This is a genomic window from Hydrogenophaga sp. IBVHS2, from assembly GCF_002127215.1.
Lineage (GTDB): Bacteria > Pseudomonadota > Gammaproteobacteria > Burkholderiales > Burkholderiaceae_C > Hydrogenophaga.
In genome coordinates, this window is the sequence record NZ_NFUT01000002.1 from 772,843 (window position 1) to 785,317 (window position 12,475).

Genomic DNA, 12,475 nt, shown 5'->3' on the forward strand with positions numbered 1-12,475 from the left:
CGCAGACCGAAGTGCGGAAGCGACTCCGGGATCAGGTCGGTTCGGTCCAGCGTCCGTCGAGCAGCAGCTCGTGCGGCACGAATGCCGCCTTGTAGTTCATCTTGGGGCTCTGGCGGATCCAGTAACCCAGGTACACGTGCGGCAGTTCCAGCGCCCGGGCCTGGCGGATCTGCCACAGGATGTTGTAGGTGCCGTAGCTGGCGTGGTCGTCGGGTTCGTAGAAGGTGTAGACCGCCGACAGGCCGTCGTTGAGCACGTCGACGATGGACACCATCTTGAGCCGCACAGGTGCGCCGCTGGCATCGGCCTCATGAAATTCGACCAGCCGCGAATTGACCCGGCTCTGCAGCAGGAACTGGGCGTACTGGTCGACGCTGTCCTGGTCCATGCCGCCGCCAGCGTGGCGGCTGTTCTGGTAACGCAGGTACAGGTCGTAGTGGGCTGGCACGAAGCCCAGTTTCAGGACCCGGGTCACCAGCCCCGCATGCTGTTTTTCGGCCCTGCGCTGGCTGCGATTGGGCTTGAACCGGGCCACCGGAAGCCGCAGCGGTATGCAGGCCTGGCAGCCGTCGCAGTAGGGCCGGTAGGTGAACATGCCGCTGCGCCGGAAGCCGTGCGTGACCAGATCGGAGTAAGCGTCGTTGTGGATGAGGTGGCTGGGGGTTGCCACCTGGGAGCGGGCCATCTGGCCGTCCAGGTAACTGCACGGGTAGGGCGCCGTCGCGTAAAACTGCAGCGCCTGTAGCGGGAGTTCTTTGGGGTGGGTCACGCGGGACGGCGGGCGTCGTTGAACAGTGCGCCCCAGTATACGGGCCGGAATTCCCAGCGGGGTGCCGCCAGCGGCAATGCCATCTGCAGATGCTGGACGAAATCGCTGCGGGGCATGAGCTGGCCGCCCAGCGACGCCAGGTGGGCCGTGTTCTGCTGGCAATCGAACAGGGGAACGCGGTGGATCCGGCAGAACGCCACGAGTGCGGCCAGTGCGATCTTGGAGGCATCGGGCATGCGGCTGAACATGGATTCGCCGTACACCATGGCGCCCATGTTCACACAGTAGAGCCCCCCGACCAGATCGCCGTCGATCCAGGTCTCGACGCTGTGGGCAAGCCCGGCGCGATGCAGCCGGCCATAGGCCTGCAGCATGGCGGGGAGTATCCACGTGCCATCCTGACCGGATCGGGGGGTATGGGCGCAGGCCCGGATCACCCGGTCGAAATCGTGGTCCATCCGTATGTCCAGGCGGTCCTGCGCCAGCAGCTTCTGCACGGTCTTGCGCAGCGACCGGTGCAGCCGGAACCCTTCCGTGTGCAGCACCATGCGCGGATCGGTGGTCCACCACAGGATGGGCTGCCCGGCGCTGTACCAGGGGAAAATGCCCCTGGCATAGGCGGCCACCAGCGTCGGGACATCCAGGGCACCGCCGGCGGCCAGCAGACCGGGGGCCGGGTCGGCCGGGCCCCAGGCCTCCTCCACCGGCGGAAACGCCTGCCCCGGTTCCAGCCAGGGCAGGGCACGGGTCGGAGGGGTTCGGGTCATGGAGGGTCCGGTGGATCAGGGCCTGCGGGGAGACGCGGTCTTGCGGGCCTGGGCACCGGTCCAGGTGGCCAGCACCACCGCAATGCCCGCCAGATCGGCCACCAGGTCGGCCAGATCGCCGTGGCGCCAGCCGCTCCAGGCCTGCAGCACCTCGATGATCCCTCCCCACAGGCCGAGCGCGGCCGCCAGCCTCCATCCGCCGTCCTGCCAGCGGTGGGCCATCAGTCCGCACAGCATCAGCCATCCGAAGCCGGCCGCGTGCTGCGCCTTGTCCCAGATGTCGAACGCCAGGTCGGGCAGGCGCTGCGTCGGCAGCAGGGAGCCGACCGTGATCAGAAGGAAGCTGAGCGCAAACGCCAGTTTCCAGGCCAGGCGAAAAGTGAGCAGGGTCATGGCGGGCGTGACCTCGACGCGCGGTCAAAACGATAGGTTGTACGGTTGAATGTACCGTACCCCTGACCGGTACCATCCTGTCATAGTTTTTTACACATGGGGGTATCCGTTCCAAGGTGCCCCCGTCCATTGAATGAACCGTCCTTGTGTCACCGCCAGTCACCGAGCGTTCCGCCGCCAGGCCGGCCTGACGCTGATCGAGGCACTCTCCGCGATTCTGGTGCTGGGCGTGATCGTGGCCCTGGGCGGTCCTTCCTTCGTCACCTTCGTGCAGAACACGCGGCTCGAATCCCGGGCCAGTGCCGTGCTCCAGGTGGCCAATCAGGCCCGCGCCGAGGCCACCGCCCAGCGTCGGCCGGTCACCGTCTGCGGCAGTCTCAACGGAACGGCCTGCAGCAACGACGCAGCCGCCTGGTCCACCCGCGTGATCAGTTTCATCGACTGCAACGGCAACGGCACGCTCGATGCCGCGGTGGCCGCACCCGCCTGCTCGGACCGGCTGCTGTCCGACATCGAGAACGGCAGCCGTGGTGTGACGACGGCGGTGACCGGTTTCAACAACAACCGGTTCGGTTTCAACACCCAGGGTTTCATGCTGAATGCTGCCCGGGGAACGGTCCGTTTCTGTGACAGCCGGGGTGCCACTTCGGCCCGCGCCTGGGTGATGTCGCCCACCGGGCGACTGATCGCCGCGGTCGACAGCAACAACCCCGCCGATGGAGTGGTGAATGACCACACGAATGCCAACATCACTTGCCCCTGATGCGGCCGCGCCGTCGGCGCCCCCTCATCCCCTCCGGCGTGCGCAGCGCGGGTTCGCGCTCATCGAGGTGATGGTCACGGTGCTGGTCATCACTTTCGGGCTGATCAGCCTGGCCGGTCTGCAGCTGGCCACCAAACGGGGCGGCAATACCTCATACCAGCGCACGCTGGCACTGACGATCGCCAACGAGATGCTCGAGCGCATCAACCTGAATGCCTCGGTGGCGGCTTCCTACAACACCGGGCTGAACACCGGTCTGGGACGTGGAAGCCTCGGGGCGATCGGCAAGGACTGCACCCTGTCCGCCGGGGCCTGCACGCCGGCCGAACTGGCCGCATGGGACCTGTGGAACTGGGAGCGGCGGCTGGACGGTGCCGGGATCCTGGACGCCGCCGCCAACGACGCTTCGGGTTTGCTGGAGGCCCGGGGCTGTGTCGTGTTCACGCCCGACGGCGCGGCATCGCCCAACTCCGGTCAGGTCAGGGTCATCGTCAGCTGGCGCAGCCTCACCGACACCACCGATGCGGCCACCACGGCGGCGCTGACCTGCGGTGCGGTGGCCACCGGCACCGACGCCGGACGCCAGCAGGTCGTGCTCAACGGATACGTCGTCAACGCGGGGGATTTCGCGCCATGAGGTCTTCAATCTCCCGGTCCCGCCGCCACGCCCGTGGTCTGACCTTGCTCGAGCTGCTGGTGGCGCTGGCCATCGGCATCTTCCTGGTGGGCGGTGTGGTGTCGCTGTTCCTGGCCTCCAAACGCTCCTACACCGAGACCGACCGATTCGCTCGCGTTGCTGAATCGGGCCGTTTCGCGCTGGTGACCCTCGGGCGCGACCTCCGGCAGGCCGGTTTCTTCGGCGCAGCCGGGCTGGCCAACCTGACCACCGACCCCGACACCGGTGCGGTCACCGGTGACTGCACGGCTCCGGCCGATGCTTATGGGTACGGAAACTACTTCAGGGTGGTGCGGGCCAGCGGCACCGGTCAGGCGGTGGGCTGCGTGACCGATGCCGTGCCCAACTCCGACGTGATCATCATCAAGTCGGTTCGGGCCGTGCCCCTGACCGATGGCGCACGGGACAACCGGGCCGACGATGACGGCGTCATCGACTCTCCCGAGACCATCAACAACCAGCGCGTCTACATCCTGCCCAACACGGACCGGGGCGTGCTGTTCCGGGGTGCCGACACGACGCCGCCGACCTTGCTGGCCGGTGGTGACGTGCCGCAGGGTGAAGCGTGGCAGTACCAGATGTTTGTGTATTACGTGCGCGCTGGCAACGTGCCGACCCTCAGCCGCAAGACCCTGGGGTGGGACGCGACCAACAACCGGCTGGCCATCCTGACCGAAGACCTGGTGGAGGGCGTCGAGCAGATGCGTGTGCAGCTGGGCGAGGACCGCACGCTGGATGGCAACGTCGACGCCCTGGTCGATGCCACGCAGGTGGTCGACTGGGCCCGGGTCCTGTCGGCCCAGCCGAACCTGCTGCTGCGCAGCCTGGAGCCCGAGCCCGGCTACGTGGACGACCGGACCTATGTGCTGGCCGGAACCAACTTCACGCCGGGCGGCTCCTTCCGGCGCCTGGTGATTTCCGAGACGGTTTCCATGCGGAACTCGGTGTTCCAGGTTCGTTTGGGGTTCTGAACATGACCAAGACTTCCTTCCACCACATCCCTCGGGGTGGCACCCGGCAGCGCGGTGCCGTGCTGGCCATCACCATGGTGCTGCTGGTGGTGATCGCACTGCTGGCGGCCTATGCAGCGGCCAATGTGAACACCGATCTGCGCATGGTCCGCAACCTCCAGGAATCGGTCCGTTCGCTCAATTCGGCCGAAGCCGGCACCTCGGCCCTGATCAAGGCCATCTTCGACACGCCCGGCCTGCTCAATGGAACCAGCAACGCCGATCCGCTGGCGGGCGTCAATCCGAACCCCTTGGCCAACGTGACGAACCGCGGCGACGACGCCATCGATCTGAACGTGGTGAATACGGTCCGGGAGGGCAGCTGCCCCCGGACTGCGGCCGGCTCCAGTGCCCGCGTGATCGTCTGTGACCATTACCGCATCGAGTCGGAGCACACCTCCGACTTTGCGCGGACCAAGGTGGACGAAGGTGTTTTTGCAGAGGTCATCGGGCGCAACTCGCCCTGATCCAGGAGATCAAGCATGTTCGACAAATCCGTGAATCTTTGGCGCGTCGCGTCGCGGGCGCTGGTCCTGGCCATGACCGGCCTCGCGCTGGTTCAGGGGCCGGCAGCGCACGCGGATGAAACCGAGGTGTTCCGTTCCGACAACGAGAACGGCAACGCCCGGCCGAAGGTGCTGATCATCTTCGACAACTCCGGCTCGATGGCCAGCATCGCCCAGCGCAAGCCGGCCTACGACCGCACCATCACCTATCCCACGGTGCCCGGCATCGATGCCAACCGGCTGTACTGGGCGAGCGGCACCAACGGGGGACCGCCGGCTGTCAACACATCGAACTGGTTCTTGGCCTCAGCCAACCGTTGCAACCGGTCGTTCGATTCGCTGAACAACAACGGCCTCTACAGCAGTTCCAGGTTCGGCGTGTACGCCGGGGGCGACAACTGGAGCGCGCTGGGCAACAACGTGGGCACACCGATCCACGTCGATTGCCAGGCCGACATCAACAACTCCGACTCGGGCAACGGGTCCGGGCAGGCAGCCGGGTATCCGCGCAATCAGGGCACCGGCGGCAACCGGATCAACAACTACAACGGTTACGGCACCAACCGTGACACCGCGATCGACGACAACTGGACCACAGCCCGCCTGTACACCGCCAACTACATGAACTGGTGGTACAACACCGACCTGCGCGACCGCAGCCGGATGGAGGTGGCCCAGGGCGTGATCTCCGAGATCATCGACAGCAACCCGGACATCGACTTCGGCCTGGCCACCTACAACTACAACACCAGCACCAGCACCGACGGCGGACGTGTCATCCGCCGCATCATCGAGAACTCGACCGCGCTGCAGCGCCAGAACGTGGTCGATCTGGTCAATCAGCTCGCACCGGGCGGCAACACGCCGCTGTGCGAAAGCATGTACGAGGCCTACCGCTACCTCTCCGGCGGACGGCTGCTCTTCGCAACCGAGAAGGACAGCCAGAACCGGGACGGTCCGGCCCGTGACCTGCTGGCCGAGCGGCTGACCGGCACCTACATCTCCCCGGTGGGCGACTGCCAGTACGTCTATGTGATCCTCATGACCGACGGCGAACCGACGTCCGATAACGCGGCCGACTCGCTGATCGAGACCATGACCGGCAAGACCTGCGGCACCTACAACGGCACCAAGAACTGCATGCCGACCCTGGCGGAGTACATGTACAACCAGGACCTGGACGGCGTGGCTTCCAACGGCATCCAGCGTGCCGTGACCTACACGATCGGCTTCACCACGGCCCAGACCCTGCTCAGCGACACGGCCACGCGGGGCGGCGGGCAGTACTACACCGCCGACAACACCGAGGAACTGACGACCGCATTCCAGGGCGCCATCACCTCCATCCTGTCGACCAACGCTGCCTTCACCTCACCAGCCGTGGCCGTGGACTCGTTCACCCGCACCGAGAGCCGGGATGATGTGTTCTATGCCATGTTCCGGCCTACCACCGGCACCAACTGGCCGGGCAACATCAAGAAGCTCAAGGTCCGGGTGGCCTCGGACGGTTCGGCCGCGCTCGTGGACAGCGTCAACGCCGAGGCGATCGATGCGCAGACCGGCTTCATCAAGGAAACTGCCGTCACCTTCTGGGGCAGCTCGGCCGACGGTCCTGCCGTGGCCCAGGGTGGTGTGGGGGCCAAGCTGGCGGCCCGAGACCCGGATACCCGGGTGATCAAGACCAACACCGGCACCAACGGCGCGCTGCAGGACTTCAACACCACCAACCTCAACGCCACGGCGTACGGCGTGGCGAGCGCCAGCGATGTGCACACCCTGTTCGATGTGGCCAACGCCACCGACTTCGGCAACCTGATCGCCTGGGCTCGTGGCTGGACCGATTCGTCCAAGACGTCCCGTCGGGACTGGGTGCTGGGCGACATCGTGCACAGCCGCCCGTTGGTGCTGAACTACGGCGCCCGCACCAGCGACTACTCGGCGTCCAACCCCGACCTGCGGGTCGTGGTCGGCACCAACGCCGGCTTCCTGCACATGTTCAACACCGCCGACGGTGTGGAAGACTGGGCTTTCTTCCCCAAGGAGCTCACCAAGGTCTTCAAGGCCCGCAAGGACGATCTGCTGGGTGGCAACAAGGTCTGGGGTGTCGATGCACCGGTGGTGTCGTACCGGTTCGACGCCAACCAGGACGGCTCCATCAAGGCGGTCGACGGCGACAAGATGTACATCTTCTTCGGCCTTCGCCGAGGCGGCCGGGCGATGTACGCCATGGACGTGACCGACCCGGCCAATCCGACGTTCCTGTGGCGCATCAGCAATGCCACCGCCGGGTTCTCCGAGCTGGGACAGACCTGGTCGGTGCCCATCGTGACCACCATTCCCGGCTATGCCACCAACGGCGTGCGCCGCCCGGTGCTGGTGTTCGGCGGCGGTTACGACGGCACCTACGACTCCATTTCCACCACGGCCGCCGAGGTGGCTGCCCTGACGCCCGCGCCGGTGGGCAAGGCGCTGTACATCGTCGATGCGGCCACGGGTGCGCTGGTCTGGAGCGCCAGTCAGGCGGTCAACAGCGCCACCAACAAGCAGGAACTCGGCTTCGTGCATTCGATGGTGGCCCCGCCGGCCGTGATCGACAGCAACGGCGACGGCATCACCGACCGCATCTACATGCCCGATGTGGGCGGCAACGTGTGGCGTGTCGACCTGCCGGGCAACACCCGGCCCACCGCGGCCAACGAGCAGAACCGCTGGCGCGTGACCAAGCTCGCCAGCCTGGCCACGGTCAGCGCCACCAACCCGGCGCGCCAGGCCGGAGACCGCCGCTTCCTCAGCGAGGTGGACGTGGTGCGCACGACCTATGGCGGCAAGGCCTTCGATGCGGTGCAGCTCGGCAGCGGTGACCGGACCAACCCGAAGGCGGTCGACAACAGCGACCGGTTCTTCATGCTGCGCGACTACCAGGTGGCGCCCTACACCACCGATGCTCCCACCGTCGCCCAGTGCACGGCCACCGTCAACCCGAGCACGGACAACCGGTGCCGTCTGCCCATCACGGAATCCAGCCTGTTCGACGCCACGGCCAACCTGATCCAGGTCGGCACCGCCGAGCAGCAGAACGCGGCCAAGACCAGCCTGGCCCAGTCCATGGGGTGGTTCATCAACCTCAACGCCAGCAGTGGCGAGAAGTCGCTGTCGGGTTCGACCACGCTGCGAGGCATCACGTTCTTCACCACGTTTGCCCCCAACTCCGCCACCACCAACACCAACATCTGTGAACCGTCGGCCGGCACGGCACGGTTGTATGCCCTGGGTCTGCAGGATGGCTCGGCCACCATCGACTTCAACGGCAACGGCACCCTCGTGACCGCCGACCGCTCGGTGCTGCTCGGTTCGACGGTGCCGGATTCGCCCTCGTTGTATTTCGCCCGCGACCAGCAGATCCGTCTGCTGTTCCCGGCCGGCGGTGGTCCTGCAGCCGGTACCCAGGGAGCGGGTGGCAACCGTTGCGGTGCCGGCATGCTGTGCGGCCCGCGTGGCCTGAGGCCGGTGGTGCCCACCTTCCGTTATGAACAGGAGTATTGATCCGATGCGCCCCTCCAGCACCTCCGGTCGTCTTCGCCAGCGGGGCTTCACGCTGGTGGAGGTGATGATCGTCGTGGCATTGCTCGGCATCCTCACCGCCGTTGCACTGCCGAGCTACAACAGCTACGTGCAGAAGAGCCGCCGCAGCGACGCGCGTGCCGCGCTGATGGACGCGGCCAACCGCCAGCAGCAGTTCATCCTGAACCGCTCCACCTTCACGCTCAACATGCAGGACCTGGGCTACGCCACCGATCCCGCCCGGTCGCCGGATGGTTTCTACACCTTCGATGCCGCCCAATGCGCGGGCGGCGTGGCGCTGACCCGGTGCTATGTGCTGACCGCGACCCCCGTGGGTTCCCAGGCCGCCGATACGGCCTGCACCAGCTTTTCGCTGGCCTCGTCCGGCGTCAAGACGGCCACCGGGACCGGCGCCGCCACCTGCTGGTGACCCAATCCAGGAGACCTCCCATGCGTTGCTTGACCCTTCTCGTTCCCGCCCTGGTTGCTGCCGGCGGCCTGGTCGCCCCGGCCGCGGCCCAGACCGCCGGCCCGGCGCCTTCCCGCATGGCCCCCGATGGCCTCATCACCTATGCCTGCGCGGTGACCATGCCGTCCTCCGCGCAGCGCATCGTGTTCGTCGAGGCGCTGGACAAACAGGCCGGACGCCGCATTGCCGACCGGGCGCGACCGGTCGACACCAACGGCAAACGCACGCCGGTGCGCAGCGTGCAGGAATGCATCGACCTGGCGAAGGAAAAGTTCATCGACGCCCAGTCGGCCGAACTGCTGGCCAACACCCCGCGCTGACCCGCCACGGGGCAGCGGGCGGGTTCACACCCAGCCCAGCACCCCCAGCAGCGCCCCGGTCCCGATCATCCACAGCAGATGGAGCCGGGTGCGCCAGACCAGCACGGCGCTGGTGGCGGTGAGCAGCCACAGCGGCCAGTCGCGGTCGGGCTGGTCATGGCTGGCCACCAGCAGCCAGCCGGTGGCCACCAGCAGGGCAATCACCACCGGTGCCAGCCCCGCCCTGAAGGCGCGGGCAGCGCGGCGCTCCCGGTAGCGGTGTGCCCACCGTGCCGCGTGGTAGCTCAGCAATGATGACGGCAGCAGGATGGCCGTCATGGTGACGACCACACCCAGCATGGCCAGGGCCCAGGCGGTCCATCCGCCGGCCGGCCCCCCGCCCGACTGCAGCCCCACCTGCCAGCCCAGCAGGGCCACGAACAGGACGTTGGGCCCCGGTGCCGCCTGCGACAGGGCGATGGCCGTGGTGAACTGCGCATCGGTCATCCACCCTTGCTGCACCACCAGGTAGCGGTGCATGTCCGGTGCCACGGTGATGGCACCGCCGATGGCCAGCAGCGACAGCGTCAGGAACTGCAGGAACAGCCCCAGCCAGTTGCTCAGTGACGGGTCCATGGCGCTCATGCCGGAGGCTCTCCGACGCTGGCCCCCAGCCGCCACCAGGCCCAGCCGCAGGCGAGCAGTCCGAGCAGCGGCAGCACGGCCGTCAAGGGCCAGCGCAGCCAGGCCACCAGCACGAAACTGGTGAGTGCAAAGAGCGCGCAGGCCACCGGCCCCATGGGATTGGTCCTGAGGGCGCCCATCAGCCGCAGCCCGGCCCCCATCACCAGACCGGCCGACACCGCACCCATGCCCCGCAGGGCGCTCTGGGCCACCGGATGGGCCGCCACCTGGGCCCACAGCACCGCCACCAGCAGCACCACCGCCAGGGGGGCAGTCAGCATGCCGGCCAGCGCAGCCAGGGCGCCCCGGGGGCCGAAATAGCGGTCGCCGATCATCATCGACAGATTGACCACATTGGGGCCCGGCATCAGCTGGGCCAGGGCCCAGTCTTCCACGAACTGCTCGCGGGTGAGCCATTGGCGGCGGTCCACGAGTTCGCGTTGCACCACCGCCAGCACGCCGCCAAAGCCTTGCAGGGCCAGCCAGGTGAAAGCCAGGAACAGTTCCCGGCAGGAGCCGGGGCGGTGCGGCGGGTTCACGCCGCCAGCATGTCCCGGACCAGCGCGGCCGCCAGCGGCTTGGTCACATAGCCGCTGATGACCGGAATCTGCGCGGCCCGCTCGCGGTCCTGGGGCGACCCGGAGGAGGTGAGCATCACCAGCACCGTGGTGTCGCGGCCTTCGAGCAGCGGTGCGGCCTGGATGGCCACCTCGAAGCCGTCGAGCATGGGCATGTTGATGTCCAGGAAGATGCAGGTGGGCAGGCGCAGCTGGTCCTGGCGCATGAAGTCCAGCGCATCGACGCCGTTGTCGAAGATCAGCACGTCGCCGGTGAAGCCGGCGCGGCGGATCATGATTTCGTGGAAAACGTTGTCGGCTTCGTTGTCGTCCACCAGGATGAAGCGTTCGGGGCGGGGCAGGCGGGTCATGGGGTCAAGGGGTCGGGGTGGCGTTGCAGCTGCAGGGTGAAGCGGCTGCCGGTCTCGGGGGAAGAGACCAGCAGCAGCCGGCCTCCGTGCATGTCGGCGATGCGGCGGCAGATGGACAGGCCCAGGCCCGAGCCGGCATACACCTTGCGGTTGTGCAGACGCTTGAACATGTCGAACACGGCGGCCTGGTGCTCGGCCGGGATGCCGATGCCGTCGTCCTCCACATGGATCAGCCAGTGTTCCGCCGTGGCCTCGTGGCGCAGCCGTACCCTGGGCTGGTGGCCCGGGCGGGTGAACTTCAGTCCGTTCTCCACCAGGTTCTGCAGCAGCAGCCGCAGCAGGGTGGCATCGCCGCGCACCTGGGGCAGGGTGCCGATGTCGATCTGGCCGCCGGTGCGCAGCAGCGCTGCCGCGAGATCGTCGCGCACCTGGCCGGCCAGGGCGTCCATGTCCACGTCGACGAAATCGACCCGGTGCTTGTCCAGCCGCACGTAACGCAGCAGGTCGTCGAGCATCTGGCTGATGCGCTGGCCGCCCTGCTGGACGAAGTCGAGATGGCGCCGTGCATCGGCGGGCCAGCCGGGAGCGTGGTCGCTGGCCAGCAGCGAGGTGAAGTTGTTGATCGAGTTGATGGGTTCGCGCAGATCGTGGGAGATCACCTGGATGAAGCGCTGCTGCTCCATCGTCTTGCGCTCCAGCAGGCTGATGGTGTCGCGCAGCTGGACCTCGTTGCGCTTGAGGTTCTCGATGTCGTGAACCCGCTTGACCACACCCGTCACGGCGCCGGTGTCGTCGAACACCGGCAGCATCGCCACCTCGACATGCCGATCGCCCTTGCCCCGGTAGTGGCCCAGGCGCTGGTAGTACACCGGTTTGCCCTTGAGGGCCTGGCGCAGGTTGTCCACCACCATGTCCACGCCGCTGTCGTGCTGCAGCAGCTCCACCACCCGGCAGCCGATCACCTGATCGCGGGTGGCACCGTGGTAGTCCAGGTAGTTCTGGTTGACATGGCGGTACACCAGGTCCCGGTCGATGTAGGCCTGCGCATCCAGGCCGGCCGTGATCATCGCCAGCAGCTGCTCGTTGCGCTGATGGGCCGACTCGGCCTGGGCCAGGGCTTCGTCCCGCCGGACGCGTTCATGTTCCAGCAGCGTGCTCACCAGGGCCGAGAGGCGCTTGAGCGCGTCGATCTGCAGCGGGTCGAGCTGGCGACGGGTGCGGTCGATGACGCAGACCGTGCCCACCGCCAGACCGTCGGCCGTGACGATGGGGGCACCGGCATAGAAGCGCAGTCCCATGTCGCCGGTGACCAGGGGGTTGTCGACGAAGCGGGGGTCCAGCAGGGTGTCCTCGACCACCATGACCTGGTCGGGTTGCAGGATGGCGTGCGCGCACAGCGTGATGTCGCGCGGCGCCTCCACCACGTCGAGGCCCTTGCGCGACTTCAGCCATTCGCGGTCGGCGTCGATGAAGCCGATGTAGGCCATCGGCGTCTTGCAGATCGCCATGGCCAGGGCCGAAATGTCGTCGTAGGCCTGCTGGGGCAAGGTGTCGAGGATGCCCAGGCCCCTCAGCCGCGCCAGGCGGTCGGATTCGTTGGGGGGAAGGGGAGCGATCTGCATGGGATGGGTGAGTGTCGATGGTCGGCAC

General features: G+C 67.2%; 14 protein-coding genes. 7 read left to right on the forward strand and 7 right to left on the reverse strand.

What is annotated here, in order from left to right:
- Positions 1-31: 31 nt before the first annotated feature.
- Genes CAP38_RS08335 through CAP38_RS08345 form a run of 3 tightly spaced genes read right to left on the reverse strand, consistent with a single transcriptional unit; the run spans position 32 to position 1,929 of the window.
- Positions 32-769: an arginyltransferase gene (locus tag CAP38_RS08335; RefSeq protein ID WP_086120814.1), complete on the reverse strand. Its 738-nt coding sequence runs from the start codon at positions 767-769 to the stop codon at positions 32-34.
- Positions 766-1,536: a leucyl/phenylalanyl-tRNA--protein transferase gene (gene aat, locus CAP38_RS08340; RefSeq protein WP_086120815.1), complete on the reverse strand. Its 771-nt coding sequence runs from the start codon at positions 1,534-1,536 to the stop codon at positions 766-768. The genes CAP38_RS08335 and aat overlap by 4 nt, the downstream gene beginning before the upstream one ends.
- A gap of 15 nt (positions 1,537-1,551) precedes the next feature.
- Positions 1,552-1,929 (reverse strand): hypothetical protein, encoded by a 378-nt coding sequence (locus tag CAP38_RS08345; RefSeq protein WP_086120816.1) that lies wholly within the window; start codon positions 1,927-1,929, stop codon positions 1,552-1,554.
- 133 nt (positions 1,930-2,062) lie between these two features.
- Here CAP38_RS08345 and CAP38_RS08350 point away from each other — a divergent pair, with 133 nt between their 5' ends.
- From CAP38_RS08350 to CAP38_RS08380, 7 genes are read left to right on the forward strand one after another with little or no spacing between them, the layout of a single operon-like run.
- Positions 2,063-2,692: a GspH/FimT family pseudopilin gene (locus CAP38_RS08350; protein WP_086120817.1), complete on the forward strand. Its 630-nt coding sequence runs from the start codon at positions 2,063-2,065 to the stop codon at positions 2,690-2,692.
- The gene (gene pilV, locus CAP38_RS08355; protein ID WP_179188497.1) at positions 2,670-3,329 is read left to right on the forward strand and encodes a type IV pilus modification protein PilV; all 660 of its coding nucleotides are present in this window, start codon (positions 2,670-2,672) and stop codon (positions 3,327-3,329) included. The genes CAP38_RS08350 and pilV overlap by 23 nt, the downstream gene beginning before the upstream one ends.
- Entirely contained in the window at positions 3,326-4,339 is a 1,014-nt protein-coding gene (locus tag CAP38_RS08360) for a PilW family protein (RefSeq protein ID WP_086120819.1), read from the forward strand. The genes pilV and CAP38_RS08360 overlap by 4 nt, the downstream gene beginning before the upstream one ends.
- Positions 4,340-4,341: 2 nt before the next feature.
- Positions 4,342-4,845 (forward strand): hypothetical protein, encoded by a 504-nt coding sequence (locus tag CAP38_RS08365; protein WP_086120820.1) that lies wholly within the window; start codon positions 4,342-4,344, stop codon positions 4,843-4,845.
- A gap of 15 nt (positions 4,846-4,860) precedes the next feature.
- Complete coding sequence (locus CAP38_RS08370; protein WP_086120821.1) at positions 4,861-8,427, forward strand: pilus assembly protein; 3,567 nt, start codon at positions 4,861-4,863, stop codon at positions 8,425-8,427.
- Between the two features lie 4 nt (positions 8,428-8,431).
- On the forward strand, positions 8,432-8,875 hold the full coding sequence (locus tag CAP38_RS08375; RefSeq protein WP_179188498.1) for a type IV pilin protein: 444 nt from the start codon (positions 8,432-8,434) through the stop codon (positions 8,873-8,875).
- A 20-nt stretch (positions 8,876-8,895) separates the two neighbouring features.
- Positions 8,896-9,234: a hypothetical protein gene (locus CAP38_RS08380; protein WP_143435786.1), complete on the forward strand. Its 339-nt coding sequence runs from the start codon at positions 8,896-8,898 to the stop codon at positions 9,232-9,234.
- 24 nt (positions 9,235-9,258) lie between these two features.
- On the opposite strand, the gene CAP38_RS08385 is transcribed toward CAP38_RS08380, so the two are convergent.
- Genes CAP38_RS08385 through CAP38_RS08400 form a run of 4 tightly spaced genes read right to left on the reverse strand, consistent with a single transcriptional unit; the run spans position 9,259 to position 12,447 of the window.
- Positions 9,259-9,858 (reverse strand): chromate transporter, encoded by a 600-nt coding sequence (locus tag CAP38_RS08385; RefSeq protein ID WP_086120825.1) that lies wholly within the window; start codon positions 9,856-9,858, stop codon positions 9,259-9,261.
- A complete protein-coding gene (locus tag CAP38_RS08390; RefSeq protein ID WP_086120826.1) occupies positions 9,855-10,436 on the reverse strand; it encodes a chromate transporter in 582 nt (193 codons plus the stop codon). The genes CAP38_RS08385 and CAP38_RS08390 overlap by 4 nt, the downstream gene beginning before the upstream one ends.
- Positions 10,433-10,825, reverse strand: a complete 393-nt coding sequence (locus CAP38_RS08395; protein WP_256924365.1) for a response regulator — start codon at positions 10,823-10,825, stop codon at positions 10,433-10,435. Before CAP38_RS08395 ends, CAP38_RS08390 begins: the two co-directional genes overlap by 4 nt.
- Entirely contained in the window at positions 10,822-12,447 is a 1,626-nt protein-coding gene (locus tag CAP38_RS08400; protein ID WP_086120828.1) for an ATP-binding protein, read from the reverse strand. Before CAP38_RS08400 ends, CAP38_RS08395 begins: the two co-directional genes overlap by 4 nt.
- Between the last annotated feature and the right edge of the window lie 28 nt (positions 12,448-12,475).